Genomic DNA, 25,849 nt, shown 5'->3' with positions numbered 1-25,849 from the left:
GTGGAACACCTCGCAGAGGCAGTGGGGGTCAGTTGACCGGCAGTTCGTTGTTCTCCCCTCGGGAGGTAGTGCCGAGCAACGCACGTGCGACGTCTTCCAGTGGCCCGAGCAGCGGGTTGGGGTCGTCGGCGCGCGTGACGAGTACGACCTCGCAGGGATCGATGTCGATGACGGGCACCAGGGCGATGTCCTCGCGCACAGCGGCGCGTCGATCGCCGGCAGGGAAGATCGCGACACAGTGGCCGGTGGCGATGAGTTCCAGCTTGTCCTCGTAGCTGTCGTCGATCGCGGGCGGGGGTGGTGCCGGGCGGTCGCCGACCGGCTTGGGCGTGCTCCAGACAACCGGGGTGCTGACGCAGGCCACCAGTTCCTCGGCCGACAGAGTCCGCAGGCTGACAGCTTTCTCTTTCGCCAGATGGTGTCTGGCCGACGTGACGAGAACCCGCGACTCCTCATGGAGCTTGGTCACCCGGAAGCCGTCCGTGGGGAAGGACAGCGGCCTGTACGCGACGAGGGCGTCGATCCGCCCCTCGGCGAGGGCGTGCATGTCACGCCAGCCGAGGTGCCGGGTGCGGACCTGGCCGTCAGGGTGCCGGCGGCGCAGTTCCTGCATGCAGGCGGTGATGACCAGTCCTTCGGCGTAGCCGACGGTGATGGTGCGGGGCTGGGCGGCTGCTCTGGCCGTGCGAGCGGCTTGCTCGGCCTCTTGGAGCAGCATCCGGGCCCTGGGCAGGAATGCCTGACCGGCGTCGGTGAGGCTGCTGCCCTGCGGAGAACGGTCGAAAAGCCGGACGCCGAGCTGAGCCTCCAGTCGCTGGATCTGACGGCTCAGCGACGGCTGCGCCAGGTGCAGCCTGGTGGCGGCCCGGCCGAAGTTGCCGTACTCCGCCACGACCGTGAAATAGCGCACGAGCCGCAGATCGACGTCCATTCGCCCAGGGTACGTCGCCTGTCGTCATACGCCTGGGACATGACGGCATACGGAACAGGTCTTGGACAGGGAGTGCGGGTGGATATTTGAGTTGGGGGCATGACCACTTATGACGGCAAGAAGATCGTGATCACGGGTGGAAGCAGCGGTATTGGCCTGACTACGGCCCGGTTGTTCGCGGACGGTGGGGCGCACGTACTGATCACCGGCCGCACCCGGTCCACCCTGGACGCCGCGCTGGAGCAGTTGGGGGACAAGGCGGTCGCCGTCCGCAGCGACGCCGCATGCCTGAAGGACATCGAGGCGCTGGCTGACACGGTCAGGGAGCACTTCGGCGCGGTGGACGCGCTGTTCGTCAACGCCGGTGTCACTGCGTCCGCGCCGTTCGACTCGACGACGGAGGAGATGTACGACGCGATGTTCGGCATCAACACCAAGGGCCCGTACTTCACGGTGCAGGCGTTGGCGCCGCTCTTGCGCGAGGGAAGCGGCGTGGTCCTCACCACGTCGGTGGTGAACGTCCTCGGCCTCGACGAGCTCAGTGTCTACTCGGCCACCAAGGCAGCCCTGCGGTCGATGACGCGCACCCTGGCCCGCGAGTTGCTGCCGCGCAAGGTGCGCGTCAATGCCGTGAGCCCCGGCCCGATCGACACCGGCATCCTGGACCGCTCCTTGCCCGCCGACGTCGTCGAGACGATGAAGGACACCTACCGGAGCACCAACCCCATGCAGCGGCTGGGGAAGGCCGAGGAAGTGGCCGCCGCGGTGGCGTACTTGGCGTTCGGTGCGACCTTCTCGACGGGAACGGAGTTCCCTGTCGACGGAGGAGCATCGCAACTCTAGGTGCTCTGACCGCATCGGTTCACCGTCGTTCAGGCCGCGGCGGCAAGGGGACGTCCTCCCCAGCGGATGCCCCTCTCGCTGCGGATGCGGGCGCGTTCCTTGCGCTCGGCGGCCAGGACGTCGCGGTGGCGCGCGTTGGCGCAGGTAGGCGTGGAGGGCTCGGGCCTGCACGGTGTGGTCGGGATAGGTCGAGTTGGCGACGGTGAACTGCCGCGGCGGTCCACAGTGCGCCTCGATGGGGTTCGCCCACGAGGCGTAGGTCGGGGTGAAGCACAACTCGACCTTGCTCTTGCTCGCCCAACGGCGGATGCCGGCGCCCTTGTGGGCGGACAGGTTGTCCGTTTGTCCGTGATCACGTAGACCGGGGCGCCGTCGAGCCGGACGGCGCGGATCGACTTCAGCGCGGCCAGCGTGTTCACGGAGCCCTCCTTGCGCCGGTTGACGCCCCACAGGGTGTCGGCCGCCGACCGACTAGCAGCCGTGGATGAACCGCACCCCGTGGGTGCGGTGGTAGGTGGCCGGCACCCGGTCGGGGGATTCCTTCCAGGTCTTGGTGCGCTGGAAGGCGACACCGTGGCGGGCGATCAGGCAGCGCAAGGTCTCGCGGCCGATGCGGATGATCCGGCCGTGGGCTTTGCGCAGGTAGGCGACGAGTTTGCGCAGTGACCAGCGGGTGAAGGGCTGGCCGAGCTTGGTGGGGCGGGTGGTGGCCGTCTGGATGACGAAGTGTTCATCGTCATTGCCGAATTGGCGGGGACGGCTGCTGGGCAGGCAACGGCGGCCGAGCCGTGGCCGGTACCACTGGCCTGGCCGCGACCGGGTGCACTGCGGGCCCCGGAGGGCGATGAGATCTTCCGGGGAGAGATCCCGCCCGGGTACGAAGGATGGGCCCGCCGACCGGCTCGGCTGCGCCGCTATCCGGCAGCCACAACGTGCCCGGCTGTCACTTGAGGAGGGTTGGGCAGGAGCGGTGCGAGGTTGTCCCGTACGAAGTCCGCCGCCCTCTTGACCAATTCGTCGGCCCCGGCCTGGTCTTCGAAGACCCTGGTGGAGAGCATCACTCCGTCCCCGGCATCAACCCAGTAGTAGGCCACGAAGCCCGGGACTTGGCGGAGGAGGGGGACGAACCCCTCGTCCACTCGGCGCCCCGCTTCGGCGGGATCGGTCATCCCTTCGTACCGCCCGACCATCGTGTACTTGGCTGATCTGCTCACGGATCCCGAGGCCACCTGATCCAAAACGACCTACCCATCCCCGGGCGTCGTCGCTCGGGGTACGTCCGGAAGGCACTCGGATAGGTGCATCGGCCAGGGGACGTCGGCCCGTCGGGTGGAACGGGGGTGTCAGATGGCGACGGGGGCGAGGCCGACGTCCTTCGCCCGCTTCATGCCGACGATGCCGCCGGACGAACGCTTCGTTGAGGCCGCAGCCGACGAGGGCGGTGTGCAGTTCGTCGAGCGGCTGGCGTTCGTGGCGGACGGGGCGGCCGAGTCGCTCGGTCCAGATGTCGGCCAGGTCGTTGGGGGACAGGTCCTGCGGGCCGAAGGCCGGGACACTACCGGCGCCGGCTCAGGAGCGGCCAGCAGAAGACCGGCGGCCACGGCGGCGATATCGGCGGCGACGAGAGGGCTTCGCGGTCGCCGTCGACGGCGTCGGTGAAGACGCCCTCCTCGCGGATCGAATCGGCCTCCTCCAGGAGGTTCTCGAAGAAGGACGGGCCGGCCAGGGCCCGGAAAGGTCGTAGCCAACGGATGGACGGTGATCGATGTGGACGAGGCGTTGGGGTACTGCGCCTGCGGAGCACTGCTCTGGAGTCAGGGCCAGGGACTCGGCGTGGACGGTATGAAACTCGCGCTGCTTGCCGGTATGTCGCCGGCGCCCCGGCGGAACCGGGACCAGAGTGGAAGGCGCGTTGCCGCTCCGCTGGCCATGCGAGGTGCTGGAAGAGGGCTGTGGTCCAGCTGGGGTGTGCTGCCTTGAGGGCCGCCGGCGCTGAGGTCGGACTGCGCAAGGGGCTTGTGGGGGCGTCCAGTTGGCGGACGTAGCGGGCTGGGGGAGTGTCGGTGGCGCTGCTCCGACACCCCTGTCGACTGCGAAAAGTAGTGCTGCCGCTACTGAATGTAGTCGCGACGCTGGGTGTGTGCAGTCGGCCGTGTGGCCGGCTCTCTGCCCGCATCCGGCGTCGGCTCCCGCCCGGCGTCATCCCTGCACCCTGCCCTCGTTGCGTTGGATCGAATGCCCGGCCGCAGTCCTTCCATGAAAGCAAGAAACGCCATGAAACTCTCAGCCCACTTCGCAGTCGGCATCGCGCTCATCACCGCCGCCATGCTGACGACAGCTGCTCCCGCATCCGCCGACGCTTCGATCATCCGAGGCCGGGGCCGGGATGCGTGCACCCGCAATTACGTCTGCCTCTACGACAACTGGGACTACAACGTCCCCACTGCAGCCCGCATCCTGCGGACCACTGAGGACATCACCCACCTCGACGACTACAACTTCAACGACGTCACCAGCTCCGTCGTCAACAACAGCCGGTTCCTCGTCCGCATCTACCCCGACTGTGACTTCAAGGGAGTGCCCGTGACACTCCTGCCCGGTGAATCCATCAGCTTCAACAACGGCAACGGCTTCAACGACGTGGCCTCCTCGGTCCAATTCCTCCCCTATACCATCGGATAGCCGCACAGCCGTGCCCGTGCTCCTCCCCGGGCGCCCCAGTGGCACCCACCGGGGAGGAGTCAACTCGCGGCCCTCCAAGGAATGCTTCCGAGCCAGTCACGCGCAAAAGCCCGCGTGCTTCGCGAGCGCGCGATCCGTGAGGTCCGAGCCACCGGCCGCCCGATCGCCCACGTTCAGACCGAGGGCCCATCCCCAAGGAAGCCCTGCGTGGTTGGGTCCGCGAGGGCGACGACCGGCTGACCAGCGCCGAGCAGGGCGAGCTCAGGCAACTCCGTATGGAAGTAGCGGAGTTGATGTGCGGGCGATCGAGATCATCAAAGCCGCCTCCGTGTTTTTTGCGCAGGAGATCGACCGTCAACGGACGACGCCGAGCAGGTGATAGACCACCTGCGTGACAGAGGTCTCGGGGTCGATCCCGTCTGCCGGGTTCTTGAGCTGTCGCCGTCGACGTGTTTCGCTCGCAAGAAGCGGCGGACGTCGGCCCGCTGGCTCCGCGACGAACAGCTCATGCCGCTGATCGAGGAGATCCACGCGGAGTCGGGCGGCACCTACGGTGCCCGCCGGATCACCCGCGCGCTTCGGCGCAAGGGCCCGCGAGGTGGCCCGCTGCACGGTCGAGCGCCTGATGGCCGAGCTGGGCCTGGAGAGCGTCATCCGTGGCCGCACCACGGTTCCGGAGTCGATGCCACCCCGTCCGCTCGACCTGGTCGACCGCGACTTCACCGCGAGCCGGCCCGATCAACTGTGGGTCGCGGACATGAGCACTGCCAAGATGGTCTTTCGTCTCATGCGCCTGAAATCCGCCCTGTTCTCTGTGTTTTGAGAGCATGACAGGAGATCCCTCTGCCCCCGTCCGCCGGGAGCACTGGGACTGGCAACGCATCGTGCGGAGTGTCCAGTTGCACAGTGGCGCGGGGGTTCCGGTGCCGGACTGCCAGTGAGGCCTTCGCTCACCCACTTCCGGAGTACGTCCGGCGACGCCCCCAGCGGGCTGCCGAGATCGAGACCGGTCGGCCGTGCGTCTGGCATCCTGAGCCTGGGACGTCCGTCTGCTCGTGGGAAACCCGGGCATCCGAGAACCTGTTGACCCAACGACGAACGACCAACGGCAGCACAGCACGCAGGGGGCGTCGTCCGGTCGGGTGCAGCGCACCCGACCGGCTACCTGACGCACCGCCTTCCGCCCCGCCCTCCACGGCTGAGGCGGGGCGGTCGTGCGTTCAGCATCTCGGGCTTGCGGCGCCCGGATGTGAAGCCCGGCGCGCCCCTCGGTCCGCGTGAGAGGCGCGCCTGTCTTTAGAGGGCGCTGTTGTTGCAGCCCATGGTCGAGCCGATGCTGGTCTGCTGTGCGCCCGGGTTGCCCTCGCCGTTGAGGCCGTTGCCCAACAGTCCGTTGAGGAGTCCGACCTCGCCGAGGACGTCGAGGTTCAGGTCGTGCGACCTGCATGTGGAGCTCTGCTGGATGTTGAAGTGGTCGCTGTGGCCGCCCTCGCCGCCGGCGTGGGCGGTGCCGGCGGTCATGAGTCCGACGCTGCCGAGGGTAGCGACCAGGACGGCAGCCTTGCGAAGCTTGTGCATGTGGTCTCCGTGAAAGTGAATGGGTACGATCTCTGGTGGATCGACTTCTTCCGCGTATGAGACATTAATGTGAAATGTCGCAAATCGGACAATGGCGCGCCGGTTGTGGGCTGCGGTGGCTACACGCGTGCGGGCGCCGGTACCGCTCATAGGCTGATGTAGGGACTCACGGGCTGTGGCACAGGCCGTGGTTGCTGACCAGCGGTTGTTCCGCCGTCTCAGGTCGGTGGCACCGCCGGCAGTCCCACGTACGTGGCACTTCCTCACGGCCGGCCTGATCGGGACCGGGCCCAGAGGGATAGGTGACCGGTACCGGGGCGGGCGAAGGCGTCCTCGAAATCGTCGAGGGCGAACCGGCTGTCGATCACGGGGCGGAGGGCGCCCTGCGCGGCCAGCGCAGCGATCGTCTTCAGACCGGGGCCGATGGCTTCCTCGGGTTCGTTGGGGATGGCGTAGCCGGTGAGGTGTTTTTCGCCGATGCGCAGGTCGACGACGTCGAGTTCGGCCTGCTCGCCGCCGGTGAAGCCGGGAGAGACCACGGTGCCGCCGTTTCGTACGGAGCGAAGCAGTTCACCCAGCCGTACTCCGCCCACGGGATCCAGGGCGGCATCCGCCCCCCCCGCCTGCCGGTGGCCTCGGCGACGGCCTGGTGCAGATCGCGCGTGGACAGGTCGGTGATCGCGTAGGCCCGTGCCTCGGCTGCGCGCTGTGCCTTGTGCGGGGTGGAGACCACGGCGACGGGGCGGGCGTCGAGCGCCTTGCCGGTCTGCGCCAGTGCGCCGCCCATGCCGCTGATGGCACCGGAGATCAGGACGGTCTGCCCGCGCTGTACGTGGGCGGCGTTGGTGAGGGCGAGGTAGGTGGTGAGGTAGTTGACGGTGAGGGCGGCGCCTTCGGCCCGGTCGAGGGTGGTGGCAGGGGAAGGAGATGCTGGTCGGGGACGGTGACGTACTGCTGGTAGAGGCCGTCGATGGTGACGCCGATGTCGCCGTGGCCGTGGACGGCGACGCGGGTACCGGCGGGGAGGGTGGCGCTCTCCTCGACGGTGCCCGCTCCTTCGTTGCCCAGGACGATCGGGACCGGCAGGCTGCCGAAGGCGCCGGTGCGCAGGGAGTTGGCGAGCTGGTTGATGGGCGCCGTACGCACGCGGACCAGGGTCTGGCCGGGGCGGCGTGCGGGCACGGGCCGTTCCTCGACGGTCATCTCGCCGGGAGTGCCGGAGCGGCGGGTGGCGATCGCCTTCATGAGAGGGGATGCTCCTGGTCGCGCTGTCGCGCTGTCGTTGGCGAGGGCTGAGGCTGTCCCCAGGGCCAGGGTGTTCGGGGACGGCCTCAGCGGGTGCCGGGTGGGACGGGGATGGTGATCAGCCGCCGATGAGCGGGAAGCCGTGCAGGACCTGCTGGACGTGGACGACGTCGCGCGGGAAGAACTCGGCGATGGTCGTGCCGACGACGTCGTACGCGCCGTTGATGTCGTGGACGATGCGGTTGACCTGGGCGCTGGTGAGGCCGCCGGGTACCTTGCCGAGGCCTAGCGGGCCCTCGTTCGCGTCGACGGCGTCGACGTCGAGGTGGACGGCGACACGCGAGCAGCCGGTGGCGGCGAGCCAGTCGAGCAGCGGCCGACTGGAGGCGCGCGGGGAATCGGGGCCGAAGGCGGTGATGCCCCACTCGCCGACATGGGCGTAGGAGTCCTCGACCCGGTCGTGCAGGCAGACGAGGGCGACCCGGTCGGCCGGGACGGTGGCCGGGAGGGGCTGGGACATCGCGGGGTCGCCGTGGCTGGTGATCACGGGGGGTCCGATCGAAGCTCAAGCGCCTGGTGACGCGGGGCCGGATGACGGAGAACACCCCCGGCGTGTTTGTTCTGCTGCCCGGCAGCGGGAACGAGCCGTGAGGGGATGGCGACCAAGGGGCCCTTCTCCGTACGGTCGAAGGCGCCGACCAATTCGCACCGCCCCAGAGAAAAGAGCCCGCGGTGGAACGCTACGACACCCCGCCGAGTGCTGACCTGTTGGCGGCCTCGGTGAAATTCTTCGACGCCCTCGTGGCCCAGCTGCACGACCCGGCCACCGGCCGACTGGCCCACCACGAACTGGAAGAACTCGTCGATACCCGCGGCCGGCTGCTGATGCGGCAGCTCCTGCGGGACCACCTCGACCTGCGCGCCCTGCGCGAGGAGGAAAGCGTCCGCACCCGCCGGCCGTGGTGACCGGCTCCGACCGTCTGGTCCGTTCCCGCCTGGAGCGTGGCCATCAGCGGCAGCCGGCCACGCTGTTCGGCACCGTGACCGTCCGCCGGTGCGCATGGCGGAGGCCTGGCGCCGTCAACATCTACCTGGGCCGATGCCGCTTTGTCGCTGCCCGCACGGCGGCACTCGCACTCACTGGCCCGGCTGGCCGTGCTGGAATCGGTGCGGGCCTCGTTCGACACCGCGACGGCGGCGATCACGCGCCGCTGTGGGGCGGTGATCGGCAAACGCCAGGTCGAAGACCTCGTCGTGGACGCCGCTGCGGACATCGACGCGTTCTGCCGTGCACGCATTCCCGCTCTGTGCACTGCCCGCACGCTGCTGGTGATCTCGGTGGACGGCAAGGGCATCGTGATGCGCCCGGACGCCCTGCGCCCGGACGCCCTGCGGCCCGCGCCCCGGGAGGCCGCTGCTGCCCGTCCTGGCCTGCTCCGCACCCGGCTGGCTTCCGGGGAGAAACCGGCCCGCAAGCGCATGGCCACTCTCGCTGCCGTCTACGACGCCGACCCCGTACCCCGGCGTCCGCACGACATCATCGCCCCGCCTGGCGGCCGCCACGGCCCGACGCAGGCTCAGGCCAGGACCTAAAGCTGCATCGAAGTGGCTGCACGGATCCGTCATCGACGATGCCGCCACGGTCGTCAAGGCGGCCTTCGACCAGGCCGAAGCCCGGGACCCCGGCCATCGCCGTCGCTGGGTCGTGCTCGTCGACGGCGCCCGCCATCAGCTCGACCTCATCCAGACCGAAGCCGCCTGCCGTGGCATCACCATCGACATCGCCGTCGACTTCGTTCATGTTCTTGAGTACCTCTGGCAGGCAGCCTGGTCCTTCCACCACAGCGGTGATCCCGCCGCCGAGGACTGGGTCGCCGTCCACGCGCTCACCGTCCTGGCCGGCGGTGCCCAGGCAGCCGGATCGATCGGGAAACAGGCTGACGTGGCAGGCTGACACCTGCTCAACGGCACAGCGTGGACGCCTGCATCCGCTACCTCAGCAGCAAGGAAGCGTTCCTGCGGTACGACCGCGCTCGCCGCGGGCTGGCCCATCGCGACCGGCGTGATCGGGGGCGCATGCCAGCATCTGATCGCCGACCGGCTCGACATCACCGGAGCCCGCTGGGGACTCGCGGGGGCCGAATCCGTCCTCAAGCTCCGCGCCCTCATCAGCAACGGCGACCTCGACGCCTACTGGCGTCACCATCTTGCCCACGAGCATCACCGCAGGTATCAGGACCCTGACCAGAACAGATACCGCCCGGCAGCCTGAGCTCAGCAGGGTTCGGACAGAAACGTGGTGACCGCGGCGGCGAACTGCTCCGGAGCATCGTGATGCACGACGTGACCGGCAGCCAACTCGACGAGGCGGGCCAGTCCGCCGCGGCGGGCGACCATGTCACGGGCGTGATCGGCCGTCAACTCGTCACTGTGTATTCCGTGGATCAGCAGGGTCGGGCAGGACACCGCTGTCCAGTCACCCCAGTGATCACCGTTGAGAGCCTTCTGGGACGCCACAGTGTCGTCGATGCCGAACGAGAAACCCCAGCCCTGGACCCTCTGCCGGAACGAGCACTCCAGATAGGGCGCAGTCCCACCCAAAGCCGTGACCAGTTCCTCTCGGGACGGCACGTGAGAGGGGAGACGCGTGGTGAACGACCAGTCGCAGGCGACGACTGCACCGATATCTTCCACAATCAGCTTGCTGACCTTGTCCGGGTGCCGTGCGGCGAACTGGTAGGCATTCACCCCGCCCAACGAGTGGCCCAGCACCGCCACGGGGCCGACTCCCAGATGCCGATGGAAGGCGACGACATCGGCAACGTAATCGTCCCGCTCGTAACGACAGGCGCGGTCGGACTCTCCATGACCGCGCTGATCGAGCGCGATCACCCGCCACCGCGGCGCCAACACCTCTGCGAGCGACGCGAACGCAGCTGCCTCGTTGTAGTGCCCGTGCAGGACCACAAGCGGCCGGCCCGGACCACCGAAGTCCAGATACGACAGCTTCCGCCCACCCGCCATGAGGAAATCACGCATAACGCGGATCATAGGGGTCAACACCGACAACCACGGCTGAACAGCGGCCAGTACGCAGCCCGTCCGCTTCAAGGGAGACAGCCCGCACCCAAGACGAGCTACACCCATCTCACTTTGAAGGCTCTTCGCAGTTGAGGGTGTAGCGCCGAGAATGTGGAGCTGTTGGACGGTTGGGTGTGAGTCGTCAGGAAGTGCGAGAGTCGTAGTTCTCGCGGTTTGCAAGGACCTCGGCCATGTGCGTCTGCGCCCAGTTTCTGAGCCCGCGCGTCATGTGGTGGAGCGAGAGGCCGAGGTCGGTCAGCTCGTAGGAGACGGTGACAGGGACGGTTGGCGTCACGGTACGGGTGAGCAGACCATCGTGCTCCAGCGAGCGTAGCGTCTGGGTCAGCATCTTCTGGCTGACCCCGGCCAGAAGACGATAGATCTCGGAGTAACGCATCGCCTTCGGAGCGTCTGCGTGTGCTTCACCGGGCTGGCCAGGGCCGTTGTCGCCGCCCAGCGCGCACAGGGTCAGGACGACCCACTTGTCCGAGATTCGGTCGAGCAGCTGCCGACTGGGGCACCCTGCCAGGAACGCGTTGTACTCCATCTTGGCCTGAGCCCTCTTCTGGGCCGCCTTCGTCGTCGTCACTGATCGCACCTCTCACCCATGGGTGGGTTACGCACTCCAAAGTGCCTACTTCCCGACAGGAAGTTTCTCTCCAATGCTGATGCAGGGAGGCAGCAGGCGCCACCCCCAAGTGCACGACGAAAGGTCACACGATGAGCACACCCTCCCTCTCTCTTCCCGGCGGCACCTGGACTCTGGGGGACCTGACCGTCACCCGGTTCGGCTACGGCGCCATGCAACTGGCCGGCCCGTGGGTCATGGGGCCGCCCGCCGATCGCGAGGGTGCCCTGGCCGTTCTGCGTGAAGCGGTCGACCTCGGTATCTCCCACATCGACACCAGTGACGCGTACGGGCCGCGCGTCACCAACGAGTTGATCTGCGAGGCGCTGCACCCCTATGCCGAGTCGCTGCACATCGTGACCAAGGTGGGCGCGACCCGCGACGAACAGGGTGGCTGGCCTCCGGCCCGGCGACCCGAAGATCTGCGCCGCCAGGTCCAAGACAACCTCACGTCCCTCCGGCTCGACGTACTCGACCTGGTCAATCTCCGGCTCGGCAACGCCGAAGGTCCTCAGCCCGGCTCGCTCGCCGAGGCGTTCGAGACGCTCGCCGAACTCCAGCAGCAGGGCCTGATCCGCCACCTCGGACTCAGCAACGTCACCTCGGAGCAGGTCACCGAGGCGCAGGGCATCGCGCCGGTCGTGTGCGTGCAGAACATGTACAACCTCGCTCACCGCCACGACGACAAGCTGATCGACCGGCTCGCCGCCGACGGCGTCGCGTACGTGCCCTTCTTCCCCCTCGGGGGCTTCACCCCGCTTCAGTCCTCGGTGCTCTCGGCGGTCGCCGCTCGATCGGAGGCGACACCGATGTCGGTCGCACTGGCCTGGCTGCTGCAGCGATCACCGAACATCCTGCTCATCCCCGGCACGTCATCGACGGCGCACCTGCGCGAGAACATCACTGGCGCGGGACTCTCCCTCTCTCATGAGGACGTGGCCGAACTGGACGACATCGGCCGCTGAATGCCCCAGAGCTGAACGGCCCACAAGCCACGACCGAAGCCACCGTTCACGTTCCGGCCCCGGTCACCTTCGCGCGACCAGGGCAAAGCGGAAAGATTCGCCCTCCCCTGGACGACTGCAGATCATCAACCGTCAGGAACTTGCGTCACACCGGCGGTGGCAGCTCACCCCGCGTCGGTGGCCGGGTAGGCGTCGAGGACTCCCGAGGAAGGGGGTTCCTGCACCAAGCCCATCCGGAAGATCTCGACGTTGCACGACGCTACCCCTGCGGCGGGCTTCGCCCGCGCTGGCATGAATACGTTCTGCCGCCTTGACGAGCTCGGGCTCAAAGTCACCGGTCAGCGACTCGCCCCGGATCGTGCGGTTCTCGCGTGCCGGGTCGTCGAGTCCGATCAGTGGTGCCGCCGCTGCGGTTGCGAAGGCACACCGCGTGAAAGCCCTTCGCGAAGGCCGTCAGTTAGCCGGCAGAACTGGAACCTGAGAGGTGGGGCAGGTCAACCTGTCACCCAAACCGGCAGCAGACCCCACCGCATTGCTGACCAGCTCGGACACCACCAGCAGCACCGCGTCCGCCTCCGCGCCGCCATCGGGTGCGAGCACGGCCAGAACACTCCGTGCCACGTTCGCCATGCGCTCGGCCAGCTGCGGGCTGGCGCCCTCGAAGGGGGCATGGTCCTCCTCGGGTGAATGGGCCATCCAACCCATCCGGCTTCGCTGCGCACGCCGTGCATCATGAAGTAGGCCGGGCCCGTGCAGGCGTCCCATTCGACCTCACGGCTTTGGAGCAGGCGGGTGATCGCGGCCCGGACTGCCTCGTTCACCGCGTCGTCGATGGTGTGGCCGGAGCCGACGGTGAGCGTGTCCGCTTTGACGGTCCACACCTGACGCTTTTCGGATTCGATGGTGACGAATACGGCGTGCTGCGCCATGGCCTGCCGGTACGCGGCGTGGAAAGCGTCGGTGCCGGTGGCGTCCGGGCTGCGGTGAGCGGGTCAGGCAATCGGCAACTGCTCCATAGCGGGCATCGTGACAAAGCCCTGCCGCTCTCGGCTGTGGTGACGTGGCGGACTGCCGGAGCCGCCATGCGACCGCACCAAGCCGGCCGCCTTCCGCCATGGGCGAACTGGGCCTGATCAGTACGGTCGGGTTGTTCGGTCCAGGCGGACGACGACGATGGCGATGTCGTCGTCGGCGCCGCTGGCGAGGCCCAGGCGGGCGAGGAGGGTGTCGGCGAGGTGTTCCGCGCCGAAGTCGGTGCAGGTGGCGAGCGTGGAGGTCAGGCGGGTCAGGCCGGTGTCGATGTCCTCGTCGCGGCGTTCGATCAGGCCGTCGGTGTAGAGGATGAGGGTGTCGCCGGGAGTGTAGGGCGTGTTGGCCTGGGGGCGGGGGATGTGTTCGGGGCGGGCGCCCAGGGGTGGGTCGGTGGCCTGGTCGAGCAGGTCGCAGGAGCCGTCCGGGTGCAGCAGGACGGGCGGGGGGTGGCCGGCGCTGCTGTAGATGAGCAGGTGGCTGTGGCAGTCGACGAGGACCTGGACGGCGGTGGCGGCCAGTGCTCCCTCGACCGAGCGGGCGTACAGTCCCAGGACCTCCAGGGCTTGGGCGGGGCCGTGGACGGTGCGGGTGGCGGCGCTCAGTGCGCTGCGGAGCCTGCCCATGATCGTGGCGGCCATCAGCCCGTGGCCGACCACGTCGCCGACCGTGACGGTGAATCGGTCCGCGGGCAGGTCGACCGCGTCGTACCAGTCGCCGCACACGTTCAGTGATCCGGTCGCGGGCAGGTAGCGCACGGCGATATTCGGGTGTCGGGCCAGGTCCGGGGAATGGAGCATGGCTTCTTGGAGGGCGACGGCGATGTGCCGTTCACGGGCGTGGGCCTGCCGCAGTTCCTCGTTCAGCTGCTGCAGCTGTCGCGCCCGGGCGTACAGCTCGGCCTCCATGGCCGCCTCCCGGCCGGGGCTGACCGACGGCGGGTGCGCACTGCGGTGGGCACGGACGACGTCGGTCATGTCCTCGGACCGGTGGATGATCCAGGCGACCTTGCCGTCCGTGCCAAGGACTGGCACGTTGATCGCGGTCCACCACCGCTCCTTGAACACCTCGGGATTGCCCTGGACCGGGATGTCGTACTTCTGCAACGCCATGTGATCGGTCTGGCCAGAGGACAGGACACGGTGCAGTGAGGCCTTCAGCGTGTCCACCCCGTCAGCCTCCGGGTCGGCGGGGTTGTCCGGGAAGACATCGAAAAGGTACTGCCCGAGCAGCTCGACCCGGCTCCGTCCGGTCACCTCGCAGAAGGCCCGGTTGGCAGCGCCGATCACCAGGTCCGTGCCGAGCACCAGGCACGGGCTCGGAAGGGCGGCGAACACACCCAGGTAATCAATCTCCGGTGTCACACGCATTCCCTGCCAGCGGCTCCCTCTTCAATTTTACGAGAGTCCGGTCCCCGCGCCCGCCGGGCTCGCTCGTGAGCAGCGGGATGTACCGCTGCCTCGCGGCCGGTGCCGCGGGACGGCGTATGACCGCGTCCCGGGAAGAGGCCTCCGCATGGCCAAGCGATGTGTCGCCTGGCGCCGACTCGTAGGCTGCAGCCATGACCGAGATCCAGCGCCCGACGACCCGCGACGCCTTCGAGCTGCTGCTGGCCGGTAACCAGCGCTTCGTCGCGGGCACCCCTGAGCACCCGAACCAGGACGCCACCCGCCGCACCGAGATCGCACCGTCCCAGCAGCCCTTCGCCGTGCTGTTCGGATGTTCCGACTCCCGGCTGGCCGCCGAGATCATCTTCGACCGCGGCCTGGGCGACCTGTTCGTGGTGCGCACCGCCGGCCACGTCATGGGCCCGGAGGTACTGGGCAGCATCGAATACGGCGTAGACGTGCTGGGCTGCCCGCTGGTCGTGGTCCTCGGACACGACTCGTGCGGCGCGGTCGGCGCGGCGTGCGCCGCGCTGGAGGACGGCATGACACCGGCCGGGTACGTCCGGGACGTCGTCGAGCGGGTGACGCCCAGCGTGCTGGCGGCGCGGGCCGCCGGAAAGGTCGAGCCCGAGGAGATCCTCGCCGAGCACATAAGGCACACCGTCGACCTGCTGCTGGACCGCTCCCGGGCGCTCGCCGAGAAGGTCGCCGCCGGGCAGGCGGCCGTGGTGGGCCTGTGCTACCGCCTGGCCGACGGCAGCGCGCAGCTCGTCGCGGCCCGCGGCCTCGATGTGGCGGTGCCCGCCGCGTCCTGACCGCCACGGCCGTGGCCGCTCGGGCACGCCACCAATCCGATGCTGGTCACGCGGAGGCCCGGGGCCCCGCGGCGCGGCGGAGCCGGTTGGCGATCGCCAGTCCCAGCCCCTCCTCCACCGGCAAGGAGGCGACGATGAGGTCGCACCCCTGCTGGTCGAGTTCGCGCAGGAACCCGTACAGTCCGCGCGCATAGGCAGCCGGCGAAGCGGGGACCGTCACCACGGCGTGTGCCTTCACTGGAGCGTCGGCGAAGGCGGGGGGAAGAAACACCCCAACCCGCTGCCCCAGCTCCTGCGCGAGCTCCGCTTCGGCGATGACCTGCTCGGGCTCGACGAGGACGACTCGCGCACGCGGCGCGTAGTGCGACGGATGCTGGCCCGGCACGCGGACACGGCTGGTCGAGGGGACCGCGAGCGGGCACCCCAGCACCGCTTCAAGGTCCTCTCGCGTCACCCCGCCGGGACGCAGGATGCTCGGGATCTCGCCCGTGGCGTCGACGATGGTCGACTCGACGCCGACCGAGCAGGGACCACCGTCCAGCACGAAGTCGACCGCCTCCCCGAGCTCGGCACGGACGTGGTCCGCCGTGGTAGGGCTGACCGAGCCGAAGCGGTTGGCGGACGGGGCCGTGACACCGCCGCCGAAGGTCGACAGCAGCGCGAGGGCGACGGGGTGATCGGGCACGCGCACGGCCACGGTCTCCAAGCCACCCGTCGCTTCGAGGGGCACTCGGCGACCGCGCCGCAGGACCAGCGTGAGCGGCCCAGGCCAGAAGCGTTCGGCCAGCAGGCGCGCCGTCGCCGGCACGTCTTTGACCCAGTCGTCCAGATGCTCCGCGCCGCCGATGTGGACGATCAGCGGGTGGGACGGCGGACGTCCCTTGACCTGGAAGATGCGCGCGACGGCGACGGGGTCCTCGGCGTTGGCGCCCAGTCCGTAGACGGTCTCGGTCGGGAGGGCCACCAGGCGGCCGGCGCGCAGCACACGGGCCGCCTTCTCGATGTCACTGGTTCTTGCTGGCACCTTCGCAATCTTAGACGGGTAGATCCGAAGTGATCAGTGGTCGAAGGCGATGAGCGGCCGGGCGTCTGGTGCGCCGGTCTTGTTGTCGTGCCAGATCCCGGCTGCCATCGCCGGGACGCGCTGGGCGACGCGGATGGCGACGCCCTCAATGGTCCGGCCGCCGTGTTGATCCAGGTCGAGTCGGCCCTTGAGGGTGTCGTTGACCGACTCGATCAACTGGCGGACCTTCTTGAGCATCGGTTCGCCGTATCGTTCCTTCTCGCGTTTGAAGGACGGCCGCAGCAGCTGGATGCCGAGGCGGGCGAGGTCCTTCTCGAAGGCCTTCGACGCAAAGCCCTTGTCCGAGATGAGCAGGATGCCCTCGCGGTTGGCGATCAGATCGGCGTCGACCTTGAGCATCGCAGCGAGGACCTCGCGCTCGCCGATCTTCGAGTTGGCCGGCGCCCACATGATCGGCATCCCGGTCAGGATGCAGACCAGGTAGGGGCGCAGGCCCCAGAAGAATCGCGAGTGTGAGGCGCAGTAGCCGTAGCCGGCCCAGCCTGCCAGGGTTGAGCGCTGCACGGTCGGGCGCGACATCCCGCACGGGACCGGGGTCGAGTCGGTGAACCAGTGGTTGCCGAACCAGAAGTCGCTGCCCCTCGCCAGGTCCCTGATCACGCCTTGACCAGCGGAATCGCGGTGCGGAGCCGCTTGTTGCAGCCCGCGCGCTGCGGCAGGTACGGAAACTTGCCGCAGCTGCCGTCACACACGGATCATCGAGGCCCTCGCCGCCTTGGTGGAACCGAACGGGAGACTTACTCCAGCTCCTCCGCCAACAGGTCCATCAGCAGCCCGTCGTGCCAGCTGCCCTCCGGGCCGCGCTCGTACTGCCGCATGATGCCCACCGGGCGGAAGCCGACCTTGCGGTAGCACCGGATGGCGGCGGCATTGTCGGCGGCCGGGTCGATCACCAGTCGGCGGTATCCGTGATCATCGATCAGATGGCGTGCCAGGGCGCGGACGGCGTCAGTGCCAAGACCGCGCCCGTGCACCGCCGGGTCGAGATAGATGTCGATGTTGGCATGGCGGTAGTCCGGCTCGTCCTCGGCGCCCCACTGGATAGCGCCGACCACTCTGCCGCCGTGCTCGACCGCGAAGGTCCGGGCCCCGGGATCTTCGAGGTCCTCGGCCACCGCGGCCGTCAGGTCGTCGCCGCCCCGCCAGCGCGCGTACACCTCAGGCGTGGTCCGGATCGCGGCCAGAGCCGGGATATCGCCCACCGTCGCCGGGCGAAGCGTCACCAGGGCTCCGCGCAGGACCATCCGCATGCCACTGATCATCCCCGACTTCGGATCCACTCGTCTAGAGGTTGTCCCGTATGGGGCGTGAGTTATTCAGTGAGGGCCAGGTTGTGGAGCCGGGCGATGCCGGGCAGCGCGTGGTGAACGCCGTGGTCCTTGAGTCGGCAGTCCCGCAGAATTTTCCAGTTCTTCAGCCGGGACAGGGCGTGTTCCACCCGGGCTCGCGCCCGGCGGTGGTCGGCGTTCTCCGCCTCCTGGCGCGGACTGAGGTGCGTCTGTCCTCGTCGTTTGCGGTGCGGGATGAGCAGGCCGGTGCCCTGGTATCCACCGTCGGCGATGGCCGGTGCGCCGCGGCAGACCCGGTCGACGCCGGACTCCGTGAACGCCCGGCAGTCGTTGCGGCTGCCGGGCAGCGGCATGCCGATCGCCACCACCGGGCGGCTGTTGGCGTCGATCACGACCTGCAGGTTGGCCGGGTACCGATAGTTCTTGCTGGACGCGGCCACGCTGCGATCACGGGTGGGCACCAGGGTGCCGTCGACGATGTGGACGGTGTCTTTGCGTGGCCGCCGGGCCGGCCACATGGCCGGCAAGGGCGCCAGGCGGTCGAGGACGCGGTCAGCCGCAGACTTTGAGACCCCGAACAACGGCGCCACCTGCCGCAACGTCAGGTTCGTGCGCCGGTACGTCGCCACGGGCAACACCCGGTCGTCCAGCGGCAGCCGCCAGGGCCGGCCGCACTGCACGTCGCCACCGCGACGCCGCACCAACGCCACCAGCGGGGTGAACTGCGACTCGCTCAGCCCGGCGAACAGCTCGATCCACTTCGGATCATCCGCTGAGATCACCCCACCCATGCCCAGCCAACGCAACAACCGTCCCACCGGATACGGGACAACCTCTAGCCAGGAGCGGGTGCGCCCTTGGCAGCCAATGCCGACGGCGCACGACGTTGCGCCCAACTCCCCCTGGTCTAGGGCGAAACCGCGACTCGCGGCCTAGGAATCGATCTACGCTGATCGCTGGACACGTGATACCTGATTTGAGCGCAGGCCGCCGAAAGGCCTGGGCCCGGTGCTTGCAGGCGCGGCCATCCGCCGCCTGTCGCAGGGCCGCACCGCGGTGGCGTGCGAGCCGGGATCGGCCGACGGCCGCGAGATGACCGAGGAAGAGCACCCAAGCGCCCGCGAAGCTCGGCCAGTTGTGGTTCACCATCGGTTTCCAGTCCTTCCAGGACGGCGTGCACTTTCTCGACTGCCACCTGAAGCGCCTCCAGGGCCTCCTGGCCGCACGTCAGCAGGAGTTCACCGAGCTGTGCCACTCCTGGCGCAAGCAGCACCCCCTGCTGCGTCGACCAAATGACCATCTGCCGCCGGGCCAACCCGTGCGGCGGCAGGGGGTCGGTGAACACCAGGCAGTGTCGGCGTGGCGGAGGATGTCGACGTCGTTGTTCACCGCGTCGCGCAACACGATCTGCGGCTTCGTCCCGTCGGCGGGGAAGGTCAGGTTCTTGGAGCTGCCCGACCGCCCCTTGGTGAAATGGAAGCCCGTTGTTTTGCGTGTCCGGTGGCCAAGGCTCGGTGTCCTCGCTGGGCACCCGGTCGGGCAGTCCCAGACGTGCGCCGAGGCGACGCGGGCGGCGGTTCGGCGAAGGCGCACACCCATGGCCACGGTGGTGGTTCCTCGGCGGGGATCCTCATCCGCGCCGACAGTGCTGGATCCGGCGCTGGTCTTGACCGGACGAAAGATCAGCGGCCATGATCGCTGCGACGCTGACGGGGGAAAGCGATCACCGATGGCTGCTCCACCTCCCTCTCAGCACATGAGGATCTACGTCACACCGGCCGGCACGGGGGGATTTGGTCTCTCGGGCTGACCTCTCGGGGCCGTCGATCCAACACCCAGAGGAGGCAGGAACCCATGTTCAAACGGAACAAGGCCCGACGCCCGATAGCCATGATCTCCACAGCGGCCGCGGCAACCGCTGTTGTCTTCGCGGGAGGGCTCATCGGCGCCCCGTCCGCACAGGCAGCCATGAGTTCCGGCGGCTGCCGACTGACCGGCTGGGCCGGCACAAACCCCGGCGTTTCCCTATACCCCTGTGACTTTCAGGGGGCCGAAGGCTCGATCGGACTGGACGTCAAAATCTCAAACCCCAACGGGCTGAACATCGACCCGTGCGCTCAATTGCTGTTGGTCAACGCCAACGGCAGCACCAGCTGGAGCAGCGATCTGGGTTGTCACGGGTGGACGACATCCACGTTTGAGCAGTGGATCGACAGCGCCTACCCGGCTGGATACGCCAACGGCACGTACGTCATGCAGGTGGGCTACTGGTACAACGGAAGCTACTACGGCAACGCCCAGAGCGCGCGGATCCAGCTCTACTAGCCTGCGCGTTGCACTTGCGGCGGCGTCCGGATGTTGAGCGGGAACGCGAAAGTGCCTTCTGCGCGGGGACGATGAGGCTTGTCCAAGGTCTCCGTCAGCCCAGCGGGAAGGCACGTTCCACGTGCACACTACCGGTTGCGCCCCTCGCTCGTCCTCTCCGCCGACGAGCGAGAGCAGTGGCATGTCCGGACGTGACGCTTTCGCCTACCGGACTCACCCATGAAGTCTTCGCCTGGCTGCCGGCGTGGTCACGCGCGCCCCGAGGTTCCATGGACTGCGGGTGGTGCTGAATGCGGGCCCTCGGTGAATGGTCGCTGCCCCTACTGATCTCTTCGGATTGGAGTCGGGGGTGGTGACGTGTGGTGATCCCTGCGGTAGGCCGGTGGTATGCGGTACGCGCAGGGTGGTGGGCTGACCGCGGAGCGGCGGCGGTTTCGTGAGACGATCCGGTACGAGGCGGGTGAGCGGTTCGGCCGCGGTGAGAGAACCGCGGTGATCGCGAGGGATCTGTGGGTGGGCGAGCGGTCGGTGGAACGCTGGCGGCGTGCCTGGCGGGAGGGCGGGATGGCCGCGCTCGCTTCCGTGGGGCCGCCGAAACTGCCCAAGCTGTCCGACGGCCAGTTCGGCGAGCTGGACCAGGAGTTGGTCTGGGACCGGCTGTGCACGGCTGGGAGGACCGGCGTTGGACTCTGGGTCGGGTCGGAGCATTGATCGCCTGGAAGTTCTCATTGGATTGCTCGTCGGCGGCGGTGTGGTGGCTGCTGCGCCGGCACGGCTGGTCCTGGCAGTGTTCCGCCCGCCGGGCCCTGGAGCGCTACGAGCAGGCGGTGGGCCTGTGGAAGAAGGATGTGTGGCCGCAGGCGGAATGACTGCGGCGGCGCTGGGCGCGTACATCGTGTTCGAGGACGAGGCAGGGTTCTCGATGACGCCGCCACGCGCCCGCACCTGGGGCCGGCGTGGGCACACGCCGGTGGTGCGGGTACGGGGCCGGTCCTGGCGCCGCTGGTCGATCGCCGCGATGTGCTGTTACAAGCCGGGCGAGATCTCCCGTCTCATCTACCGGACGCGCCGCCACCGCAAGCACAAGGGCAAGGGACGCGACAGCTGCGCCTGGAGCGACTATCGCGACCTGGTCGTCCGCGCCCACATCCAGCTCCAGGCCCCGATCGTCGTCATCTGGGACAATCTCAACACCCACCGGGCGGCCGGAATGCACGATTACGCGGCCGCACACGACTGGCTCACCATCATCCAATTGCCCTCATACGCACCGGACTTGAACCCGGTCGAGGGCGTCTGGTCGCTGCTACGGCGCGGTCCCATGGCCAATACCGCCTTCACCGACGACGACCACCTCGAACGCACCCTCCGCCGGGGCCTACGACACATCCAGCTCCGCCCCGACCTGATCGACAGCTGCCTGGCCGGCACCGGACTCAAACTCACCCACCAGCCGACAACAATCCGAAGAGATCAGTAGGAGTGTGGTTGCAGATGAAGTGCATCGTGCTCGGGCGGAGTTGGTGTCATTCGTGGCGGATGTGTTCGCGTCGGTGCCGCGCAAGGACCAGCGGGCGAAGGGCGACTGCTGTCTGCGCGGGCTGATGCTGGACGGGCGCCGTAAGTCGATCCAGCCGATGGCGGGGCGGCTGCCGGATGGCAATGAACAGAACCTGCAGCAGTTCGTGAACCAGTCGACCTGGGATCCGGTGCCGGTGCGGGCGGCGGATCGCCCAGCGGATGGTGCCGCTGATCGGGCCGGATGCCTGGGCGGTCGATGATGTGTCGTTCCCGAAGGACGGGAAGATGTCCGTGGCGGTCGCGCGCCAGTACTGCGGGACGTTGGGCAAGCGGGCCAACTGCCAGGTCGCGGTGAGCGTGCACGCGGTCTGTGATGCCGCGTCCTGCCCGCTGCAGTGGCGCATGTTCGTGCCCCAGGAGTGGGCGGACGATCCGGTACGGCGACACAAGACCGGGATACCGCAGGAGGTCGGGCACCGGGAGAAGTAGCGCCTGGCCCTGGACAGCATCGATGAGCTGGCCGGGTGGGGGCTGGTGCCACCGGTGCTGGTGGCCGACGCCGGCTACGGGCAGATCGCAGACTTCCGCGACGGCCTGGACCGGCGGGGCATCGGCTATGTCGTCGCGGTCCGCTCGGATGTGACCGTCCACCCGCACGACGCCGAGCCAGTCACACCGCACTGGTCCGGCAACGGTCCCAGGCGGGAAGGCTTCCGCGGACCGATGCGCTCGCACTTCCTGGCGCTGCGGGTGCAGCCGGCCGGCATCAGGGCCCGTCGTCTGGCCCGGGCCGCCGCCACCGCCGAACACCGCTGCTGGGACGGTGTCCTGCCCGAAGTCACGCTGCTGGTCGAATGGCCCGAAGGCGCCGAAGCGCCTACCGACAACTGGCCGTCCAACCTGCCCGCCGGTATCACGCCGACCGAACTGGTCCGCCTGGCCAAGATCCGCTGGCGCATCGAGCACGACTACCGGGAACTCAAGCACGGCCTCGACCTGGACCACTTCGAAGGCCGCTCCTGGACCGGCTGGCACCACCACGTCACCCTGGTCACCGCCAACCACGCGTTCCTCACCGAACAGCGGCTGGCCCCCAAAGCCGATACAGCGGACTCACCCCCTGCCAGATCCTCGACACCCTCCATGACCTGCTGAACTGCTGGACCGGCACCCGCACCACCTGCCACCGCCCCCTGCCCAGAACAGCCACCACCAGCCCAAACCCAAGAGCCAGGGCAACCTGACGGAGTCCTACTAGAAGGCTCATGAAGATCTTGGGGTTCTGGCCCCGCCGCGTGAGCGGCCGGGCCAGACTCGTTTCGTGGTGATGGGGGAACGGGCCGGGCAGACAGTCGGGCCGGATGTGTGGGAGACCTGCCGGGAGTTGATTCCGGCGGGGAGTGTGTTCGCGTTTCTGTCCGAGCACCGTGGTGCGCTGTTCCCGGCGGAGATGTCCGCGGACATGTACCCGTGGGCGAACGGGCGCCCGAGCACGCCTCCGCAGATCCTGGCCCTGGCGATCACGCTGCAGGCTCGCTCGCGGAGCAGGCATCCGGTGCACAGGCACCCTCGACGAACCCGGTCAAGATGCCGTGCTCGACCGGCTCCTCGACCTTGTGCTCGTGCTGGCCCTGCGGACCTGGTGTGCCGGAGCGAATACGGCGCCCGCGTGGTACCGGGCCCTGGCCGATCCGGCGATCCGTCAGGCGGTAGGACTGCTGCACGAGGAGCACGGCCGTCGGTGGACGGTCGCCGAACTGGCCACCCACGTCGGCATGTCACGTGCGGCCTTCGCGGCCCGCTTTCCCGCCCTGGTCGGCGAACCCCCGCTCGCCTACCTCACCGGCTGGCGAATGACCATGGCAGCAGACCTGCTCCGGGATGGCGAGGTGACCGTGGCCGCCGTGGCCCACGAGGTCGGCTACGAAGACCCCTTCGCCTTCAGTGTGGCGTTCAAACGCGCCTGAGGCGTCAGCCCCTCGGCCTGGCGCCGGCAAGCACACCGGCCGTGAAGCGGTCGCCGCAAAAAAATGTCCTCACTGCGCTCATACGATTCCCGGGGAGGCGCCATCGTGCGTGCCATGCGCTATGACCGGTTCGGTGGACCGGAGGTCTTGGAGGAGGTCGAGATGCCCGACCCGGTAGCGGGTGTGGGCGAGACCTTGGTCGAGGTGGAGGCCTCGGGCGTCAACTTCGGCGACATCAAACAGATCGCGGGTGAACTCACCGACGGCCCCTATGCGATGAAAGGACCCCTGCCGCACGTCCCTGGTATGGAGGTCGTCGGCCGGACAGCAGACGGTCGCCGAGTCCTCGGATACGTCCGGCAGGGAGGCTACGCCGCAAAGACCGTGGTCTGCGACCGCGACTTGGCCCTTGTGCCGCAAGGTGTGAGCGCCGGGGCGGCCCTGGCTCTGCTCGTCCAGGGCCTCACTGCGTGGCACCTGTTGCGGTCGGTGGCCCACCCGCGACCCGGGCAGAGCGTCGTGGTTCACTCCGCCGCGGGCGGGACGGGCAGCCTGGCGGTTCAGCTGGCCCGCGAGTTCGGGGCGGGCCGGGTCATCGCGACGGCGTCGTCCGAAGAGAAGCGTGCCCTCACCCTCGAACTCGGTGCGGACGTAGCCATCGACAGCGGCGCGGAAAACTACCGGGAGCGGGTCCTTGATGCCAATCACGGACAACCGGTCGACGTCATTCTCGATGCCGTCGGCGGACCGGTACTCGACGCCGCACTGGACACGCTCGGGTTTCTGGGACGGCTCGTGACCTACGGAGCCTCGTCCCGGCGCGCTGCCACCGCCGTCCCGCCATCCCGCCTCGCAGTGGACAGCATCACGGTTGGCGGGTTCTGGCTCACCCCACTCATCACCCGAAACGGTGCGGGCGGTAGGCCACTTGAGGAGCTACTCGCCCTCACGGCGAGCGGCCGCCTGCGACCGCTGGTCGGCTCGGAGTACGACCTCGGACGCGCTCGCGATGCGCACGAGGACCTCTTGGCGCGTCGGACGAAGGGCAAGCTGGTCTTGCTTCCCTGAGCCCGGCCGACCCGCTGTCGACTCAATCCACGCGGTAGATCTGGTACTCGATGGTGCGTGGTCCGGCCAGTCGGCCCTCACCGACGAACAGACTCTGGGTGAGCCAGCGGTACTGGGGGGCGCCGGTGTCGAACTGGGCGACCATCCGCATGTGCTGGTCGCCGAACCTGGTTTCCCGCCCTTCCCCCAGCGCGACCAGGAATGCCGGGCTCTCCCGGATCAGCGCGTTGTCGTAGCTCAGCATGATCACTTCACCGTCGCCGTCGGCCAGCGTCACTCGCAGGTCCTGTCGGCGCACCTGGTCCGCGCCGAGCCGGATCCAGTCCATCCCGGGAGTGACCAGCGTGGCGTCGATCCGCTCACCGATGAGGCGCGCCGTGTTCACCTGCCAGCACAGTCGTGCCCCCAAAGGGCTGCCGGTGGTCGGACCCCATGGGCCGTCGATGGTTTCCCGGTAGATCATCTCCGGTACCAGTTCCATGTCGGCTCCAATCGCTTCGAATTCCGAACCACTATCATGGTTCGATATGCGAAGCGCAAGCGGTTCTGGAGCGGTCGAGGGTGCACCGAGGCCGGGCCGACCCGTGCGCGGGTCGAGCACCGGTCGGCCGATGATGGCTGCGCTGGACCTGCTGGGCCGCCGGTGGACGCTGCGTGTGATCTGGGAACTTCAGCAGGAACCGGCCGGCTTTCGCGAGCTGCGCCGACGTGCGGACGACATGTCCTCCAGCGTGTTGGCCGATCGGCTGAGCGAGCTGTCCGAGGCGGGCATCGTGACCACCGACACCGACGGCGTCTACCACCTCACCGAACTGGGTAACGCGCTCCGCCCCTCACTCGAACCCCTGCGCGCCTGGGCAGAACGGTGGTCGGCCGAGCTGTCCGTCCATCGGGGAGGCGACAGCTGAGGGCGAACACCGACGCATGCCGACGACTCCGGTGAGGGCTTGGATCCTTTTGGTGGTCTCGGCTGCAGTGCGGTCAGGGGAGGCGAGGAGAGCGTCGAGGGCCATCGGCACGGCCGCGCGGGCGAGCAGGCGGGCGACCTGCGACAACACGTCATCTCCCGCTGTGCCGTGTTCCGCCTGCGTCCAGCCGGGCTTGTGCAGCTCGTACTGGCCGTACGGCTCGTCAGGACTCTCAAGGCTTCCGTGGCGCGCCGGGCGAGCTTCGCGCGGGTGTCGACGGTGAACCGGGAACGGTTGCGGTAGGCGTAGACGCCGGCGGCGGGCGCCACGATCCCGGCGGCCACGGGATAGGCGCGGGCCAGGCGCGCGGCACCGTACAGGCCGTAGCCGGTCCCCATGACCATGGTGCCGCCGGCCTCCATGCCGGCCTCCGCCCTGCCGATCCGTCCCAGAGCGGCCCGTACGTCTCTCCACCCCGGTACGGCGATGCCCTTGCGGATCG

At 68.6% G+C, this 25,849-nt stretch carries 27 protein-coding genes and 5 pseudogenes; 15 read left to right on the top strand and 17 right to left on the bottom strand.

Going from position 1 to position 25,849, the window contains the following annotated elements; translation table 11 throughout:
* Positions 1-28: 28 nt before the first annotated feature.
* Positions 29-931, bottom strand: a complete 903-nt coding sequence (locus ACFC8N_RS23740) for a LysR family transcriptional regulator (protein ID WP_376289540.1) — start codon at positions 929-931, stop codon at positions 29-31.
* Between the two features lie 99 nt (positions 932-1,030).
* Here ACFC8N_RS23740 and ACFC8N_RS23735 point away from each other — a divergent pair, with 99 nt between their 5' ends.
* A complete protein-coding gene (locus tag ACFC8N_RS23735) occupies positions 1,031-1,774 on the top strand; it encodes an SDR family oxidoreductase (RefSeq protein WP_376289539.1) in 744 nt (247 codons plus the stop codon).
* 29 nt (positions 1,775-1,803) lie between these two features.
* Here ACFC8N_RS23735 and ACFC8N_RS23730 read toward each other — a convergent pair.
* Together ACFC8N_RS23730 and ACFC8N_RS23725 are read right to left on the bottom strand one after the other, a co-directional pair.
* Positions 1,804-2,560, bottom strand: a pseudogene (locus tag ACFC8N_RS23730) (transposase); the annotation flags it as partial.
* A gap of 128 nt (positions 2,561-2,688) precedes the next feature.
* The gene (locus ACFC8N_RS23725) at positions 2,689-2,988 is read right to left on the bottom strand and encodes a hypothetical protein (protein WP_376289538.1); all 300 of its coding nucleotides are present in this window, start codon (positions 2,986-2,988) and stop codon (positions 2,689-2,691) included.
* A 1,060-nt stretch (positions 2,989-4,048) separates the two neighbouring features.
* On the opposite strand from ACFC8N_RS23725, the gene ACFC8N_RS23720 reads away from it, so the two are divergent.
* A complete protein-coding gene (locus ACFC8N_RS23720) occupies positions 4,049-4,456 on the top strand; it encodes a peptidase inhibitor family I36 protein (protein ID WP_376289536.1) in 408 nt (135 codons plus the stop codon).
* A gap of 354 nt (positions 4,457-4,810) precedes the next feature.
* Here the strand turns inward: ACFC8N_RS23720 and ACFC8N_RS23715 are convergent, their stop codons facing one another.
* Positions 4,811-4,987, bottom strand: coding sequence for a hypothetical protein (locus tag ACFC8N_RS23715; RefSeq protein ID WP_362823767.1), 177 nt, complete (start codon positions 4,985-4,987; stop codon positions 4,811-4,813).
* Positions 4,988-5,054: 67 nt separating this feature from the next.
* On the opposite strand from ACFC8N_RS23715, the gene ACFC8N_RS23710 reads away from it, so the two are divergent.
* The gene (locus tag ACFC8N_RS23710; RefSeq protein ID WP_376289855.1) at positions 5,055-5,279 is read left to right on the top strand and encodes a hypothetical protein; all 225 of its coding nucleotides are present in this window, start codon (positions 5,055-5,057) and stop codon (positions 5,277-5,279) included.
* A 473-nt stretch (positions 5,280-5,752) separates the two neighbouring features.
* On the opposite strand, the gene ACFC8N_RS23705 is transcribed toward ACFC8N_RS23710, so the two are convergent.
* From ACFC8N_RS23705 to ACFC8N_RS23690, 4 genes and pseudogenes are all read right to left on the bottom strand, one after another.
* Positions 5,753-6,034 (bottom strand): hypothetical protein, encoded by a 282-nt coding sequence (locus tag ACFC8N_RS23705; RefSeq protein WP_376289534.1) that lies wholly within the window; start codon positions 6,032-6,034, stop codon positions 5,753-5,755.
* 263 nt (positions 6,035-6,297) lie between these two features.
* Positions 6,298-6,648 (bottom strand): annotated as a pseudogene (locus ACFC8N_RS23700) (zinc-binding dehydrogenase); the annotation flags it as partial.
* A 193-nt stretch (positions 6,649-6,841) separates the two neighbouring features.
* The gene (locus ACFC8N_RS23695; protein WP_376289532.1) at positions 6,842-7,279 is read right to left on the bottom strand and encodes an alcohol dehydrogenase catalytic domain-containing protein; all 438 of its coding nucleotides are present in this window, start codon (positions 7,277-7,279) and stop codon (positions 6,842-6,844) included.
* 118 nt (positions 7,280-7,397) lie between these two features.
* Entirely contained in the window at positions 7,398-7,826 is a 429-nt protein-coding gene (locus ACFC8N_RS23690; RefSeq protein WP_376289530.1) for an arginase family protein, read from the bottom strand.
* Positions 7,827-8,011: 185 nt separating this feature from the next.
* Between ACFC8N_RS23690 and ACFC8N_RS23685 the strand changes: the two are divergent.
* A pseudogene (locus ACFC8N_RS23685) lies at positions 8,012-9,551 on the top strand (ISKra4 family transposase).
* A gap of 2 nt (positions 9,552-9,553) precedes the next feature.
* Here the strand turns inward: ACFC8N_RS23685 and ACFC8N_RS23680 are convergent.
* Positions 9,554-10,318: an alpha/beta hydrolase gene (locus tag ACFC8N_RS23680; RefSeq protein ID WP_356039400.1), complete on the bottom strand. Its 765-nt coding sequence runs from the start codon at positions 10,316-10,318 to the stop codon at positions 9,554-9,556.
* Between the two features lie 184 nt (positions 10,319-10,502).
* On the bottom strand, positions 10,503-10,949 hold the full coding sequence (locus tag ACFC8N_RS23675) for a winged helix-turn-helix transcriptional regulator (protein WP_376289528.1): 447 nt from the start codon (positions 10,947-10,949) through the stop codon (positions 10,503-10,505).
* Positions 10,950-11,080: 131 nt separating this feature from the next.
* On the opposite strand from ACFC8N_RS23675, the gene ACFC8N_RS23670 reads away from it, so the two are divergent.
* Together ACFC8N_RS23670 and ACFC8N_RS23665 are read left to right on the top strand one after the other, a co-directional pair.
* The gene (locus ACFC8N_RS23670) at positions 11,081-11,953 is read left to right on the top strand and encodes an aldo/keto reductase family oxidoreductase (RefSeq protein ID WP_356039394.1); all 873 of its coding nucleotides are present in this window, start codon (positions 11,081-11,083) and stop codon (positions 11,951-11,953) included.
* A gap of 249 nt (positions 11,954-12,202) precedes the next feature.
* A pseudogene (locus tag ACFC8N_RS23665) lies at positions 12,203-12,400 on the top strand (ISL3 family transposase); the annotation flags it as partial.
* 6 nt (positions 12,401-12,406) lie between these two features.
* On the opposite strand, the gene ACFC8N_RS23660 reads toward ACFC8N_RS23665, so the two are convergent.
* Both ACFC8N_RS23660 and ACFC8N_RS23655 read right to left on the bottom strand, forming a co-directional pair.
* Positions 12,407-12,649: a hypothetical protein gene (locus ACFC8N_RS23660; RefSeq protein WP_376289853.1), complete on the bottom strand. Its 243-nt coding sequence runs from the start codon at positions 12,647-12,649 to the stop codon at positions 12,407-12,409.
* Between the two features lie 437 nt (positions 12,650-13,086).
* The gene (locus ACFC8N_RS23655; RefSeq protein WP_362823754.1) at positions 13,087-14,346 is read right to left on the bottom strand and encodes a SpoIIE family protein phosphatase; all 1,260 of its coding nucleotides are present in this window, start codon (positions 14,344-14,346) and stop codon (positions 13,087-13,089) included.
* A 197-nt stretch (positions 14,347-14,543) separates the two neighbouring features.
* Here ACFC8N_RS23655 and ACFC8N_RS23650 point away from each other — a divergent pair, with 197 nt between their 5' ends.
* The gene (locus ACFC8N_RS23650; RefSeq protein ID WP_362823753.1) at positions 14,544-15,185 is read left to right on the top strand and encodes a carbonic anhydrase; all 642 of its coding nucleotides are present in this window, start codon (positions 14,544-14,546) and stop codon (positions 15,183-15,185) included.
* 46 nt (positions 15,186-15,231) lie between these two features.
* Here the strand turns inward: ACFC8N_RS23650 and ACFC8N_RS23645 are convergent, their stop codons facing one another.
* From ACFC8N_RS23645 to ACFC8N_RS23630, 4 genes are all read right to left on the bottom strand, one after another.
* Positions 15,232-16,209: an L-threonylcarbamoyladenylate synthase gene (locus ACFC8N_RS23645; RefSeq protein ID WP_376289526.1), complete on the bottom strand. Its 978-nt coding sequence runs from the start codon at positions 16,207-16,209 to the stop codon at positions 15,232-15,234.
* 33 nt (positions 16,210-16,242) lie between these two features.
* A complete protein-coding gene (locus ACFC8N_RS23640) occupies positions 16,243-16,869 on the bottom strand; it encodes a transposase (RefSeq protein ID WP_376289524.1) in 627 nt (208 codons plus the stop codon).
* 137 nt (positions 16,870-17,006) lie between these two features.
* The gene (locus ACFC8N_RS23635) at positions 17,007-17,513 is read right to left on the bottom strand and encodes a GNAT family protein (RefSeq protein ID WP_356039417.1); all 507 of its coding nucleotides are present in this window, start codon (positions 17,511-17,513) and stop codon (positions 17,007-17,009) included.
* A 68-nt stretch (positions 17,514-17,581) separates the two neighbouring features.
* Positions 17,582-18,349: a transposase gene (locus tag ACFC8N_RS23630; RefSeq protein WP_376289822.1), complete on the bottom strand. Its 768-nt coding sequence runs from the start codon at positions 18,347-18,349 to the stop codon at positions 17,582-17,584.
* A gap of 1,063 nt (positions 18,350-19,412) precedes the next feature.
* Between ACFC8N_RS23630 and ACFC8N_RS23625 the strand changes: the two genes are divergently transcribed.
* The 7 genes and pseudogenes from ACFC8N_RS23625 to ACFC8N_RS23595 all read left to right on the top strand — a co-directional run bounded on the left by ACFC8N_RS23625 (position 19,413) and on the right by ACFC8N_RS23595 (position 24,439).
* Entirely contained in the window at positions 19,413-19,883 is a 471-nt protein-coding gene (locus ACFC8N_RS23625; RefSeq protein WP_356039381.1) for a hypothetical protein, read from the top strand.
* A 387-nt stretch (positions 19,884-20,270) separates the two neighbouring features.
* Positions 20,271-20,594, top strand: a complete 324-nt coding sequence (locus tag ACFC8N_RS23620) for a helix-turn-helix domain-containing protein (protein ID WP_376289522.1) — start codon at positions 20,271-20,273, stop codon at positions 20,592-20,594.
* The gene (locus tag ACFC8N_RS23615; protein ID WP_376289520.1) at positions 20,591-20,752 is read left to right on the top strand and encodes a winged helix-turn-helix domain-containing protein; all 162 of its coding nucleotides are present in this window, start codon (positions 20,591-20,593) and stop codon (positions 20,750-20,752) included. The genes ACFC8N_RS23620 and ACFC8N_RS23615 overlap by 4 nt, the downstream gene beginning before the upstream one ends.
* A gap of 53 nt (positions 20,753-20,805) precedes the next feature.
* Entirely contained in the window at positions 20,806-21,363 is a 558-nt protein-coding gene (locus ACFC8N_RS23610; protein ID WP_376289820.1) for a transposase, read from the top strand.
* A 4-nt stretch (positions 21,364-21,367) separates the two neighbouring features.
* Positions 21,368-22,559 (top strand): annotated as a pseudogene (locus ACFC8N_RS23605) (IS701 family transposase).
* 245 nt (positions 22,560-22,804) lie between these two features.
* Positions 22,805-23,371 (top strand): helix-turn-helix transcriptional regulator, encoded by a 567-nt coding sequence (locus ACFC8N_RS23600; protein ID WP_376289518.1) that lies wholly within the window; start codon positions 22,805-22,807, stop codon positions 23,369-23,371.
* 114 nt (positions 23,372-23,485) lie between these two features.
* Positions 23,486-24,439 carry a zinc-binding alcohol dehydrogenase family protein gene (locus ACFC8N_RS23595; RefSeq protein WP_376289516.1) on the top strand — a complete coding sequence of 318 codons (954 nt, stop codon included), beginning with the start codon at positions 23,486-23,488 and terminating at the stop codon, positions 24,437-24,439.
* Between the two features lie 22 nt (positions 24,440-24,461).
* On the opposite strand, the gene ACFC8N_RS23590 is transcribed toward ACFC8N_RS23595, so the two are convergent.
* Positions 24,462-24,920, bottom strand: a complete 459-nt coding sequence (locus tag ACFC8N_RS23590) for a DUF3237 family protein (RefSeq protein WP_356040373.1) — start codon at positions 24,918-24,920, stop codon at positions 24,462-24,464.
* Between the two features lie 130 nt (positions 24,921-25,050).
* On the opposite strand from ACFC8N_RS23590, the gene ACFC8N_RS23585 reads away from it, so the two are divergent.
* Positions 25,051-25,347, top strand: coding sequence for a winged helix-turn-helix transcriptional regulator (locus ACFC8N_RS23585; RefSeq protein ID WP_376289514.1), 297 nt, complete (start codon positions 25,051-25,053; stop codon positions 25,345-25,347).
* The last annotated feature ends 502 nt before the right edge of the window (positions 25,348-25,849 follow it).

This window comes from Streptomyces sp. NPDC055966, from assembly GCF_042269865.1.
GTDB lineage: Bacteria > Actinomycetota > Actinomycetes > Streptomycetales > Streptomycetaceae > Streptomyces.
The sequence above is the reverse complement of the archived record's forward strand: the minus strand, read 5'-3'. Positions and strand labels throughout refer to the sequence as shown.

Bases quoted from the DNA above. Each gene is read 5' to 3' on its own strand.
- ACFC8N_RS23660 (WP_376289853.1), bottom strand. From the start codon at position 12,649: ATGGCCCATTCACCCGAGGAGGACCATGCCCCCTTCGAGGGCGCCAGC.
- ACFC8N_RS23630 (WP_376289822.1), bottom strand. From the start codon at position 18,349: ATGGGTGGGGTGATCTCAGCGGATGATCCGAAGTGGATCGAGCTGTTC.
- ACFC8N_RS23680 (WP_356039400.1), bottom strand. From the start codon at position 10,318: ATGCGTGATTTCCTCATGGCGGGTGGGCGGAAGCTGTCGTATCTGGAC.
- ACFC8N_RS23590 (WP_356040373.1), bottom strand. From the start codon at position 24,920: ATGGAACTGGTACCGGAGATGATCTACCGGGAAACCATCGACGGCCCA.
- ACFC8N_RS23635 (WP_356039417.1), bottom strand. From the start codon at position 17,513: ATGGTCCTGCGCGGAGCCCTGGTGACGCTTCGCCCGGCGACGGTGGGC.
- ACFC8N_RS23695 (WP_376289532.1), bottom strand. From the start codon at position 7,279: ATGAAGGCGATCGCCACCCGCCGCTCCGGCACTCCCGGCGAGATGACC.
- ACFC8N_RS23670 (WP_356039394.1), top strand. From the start codon at position 11,081: ATGAGCACACCCTCCCTCTCTCTTCCCGGCGGCACCTGGACTCTGGGG.
- ACFC8N_RS23740 (WP_376289540.1), bottom strand. From the start codon at position 931: ATGGACGTCGATCTGCGGCTCGTGCGCTATTTCACGGTCGTGGCGGAG.
- ACFC8N_RS23650 (WP_362823753.1), top strand. From the start codon at position 14,544: ATGACCGAGATCCAGCGCCCGACGACCCGCGACGCCTTCGAGCTGCTG.
- ACFC8N_RS23735 (WP_376289539.1), top strand. From the start codon at position 1,031: ATGACCACTTATGACGGCAAGAAGATCGTGATCACGGGTGGAAGCAGC.
- ACFC8N_RS23610 (WP_376289820.1), top strand. From the start codon at position 20,806: ATGACGCCGCCACGCGCCCGCACCTGGGGCCGGCGTGGGCACACGCCG.
- ACFC8N_RS23595 (WP_376289516.1), top strand. From the start codon at position 23,486: ATGCGCTATGACCGGTTCGGTGGACCGGAGGTCTTGGAGGAGGTCGAG.
- ACFC8N_RS23705 (WP_376289534.1), bottom strand. From the start codon at position 6,034: ATGCACAAGCTTCGCAAGGCTGCCGTCCTGGTCGCTACCCTCGGCAGC.
- ACFC8N_RS23620 (WP_376289522.1), top strand. From the start codon at position 20,271: ATGCGGTACGCGCAGGGTGGTGGGCTGACCGCGGAGCGGCGGCGGTTT.
- ACFC8N_RS23585 (WP_376289514.1), top strand. From the start codon at position 25,051: ATGATGGCTGCGCTGGACCTGCTGGGCCGCCGGTGGACGCTGCGTGTG.
- ACFC8N_RS23625 (WP_356039381.1), top strand. From the start codon at position 19,413: ATGTTCAAACGGAACAAGGCCCGACGCCCGATAGCCATGATCTCCACA.
- ACFC8N_RS23720 (WP_376289536.1), top strand. From the start codon at position 4,049: ATGAAACTCTCAGCCCACTTCGCAGTCGGCATCGCGCTCATCACCGCC.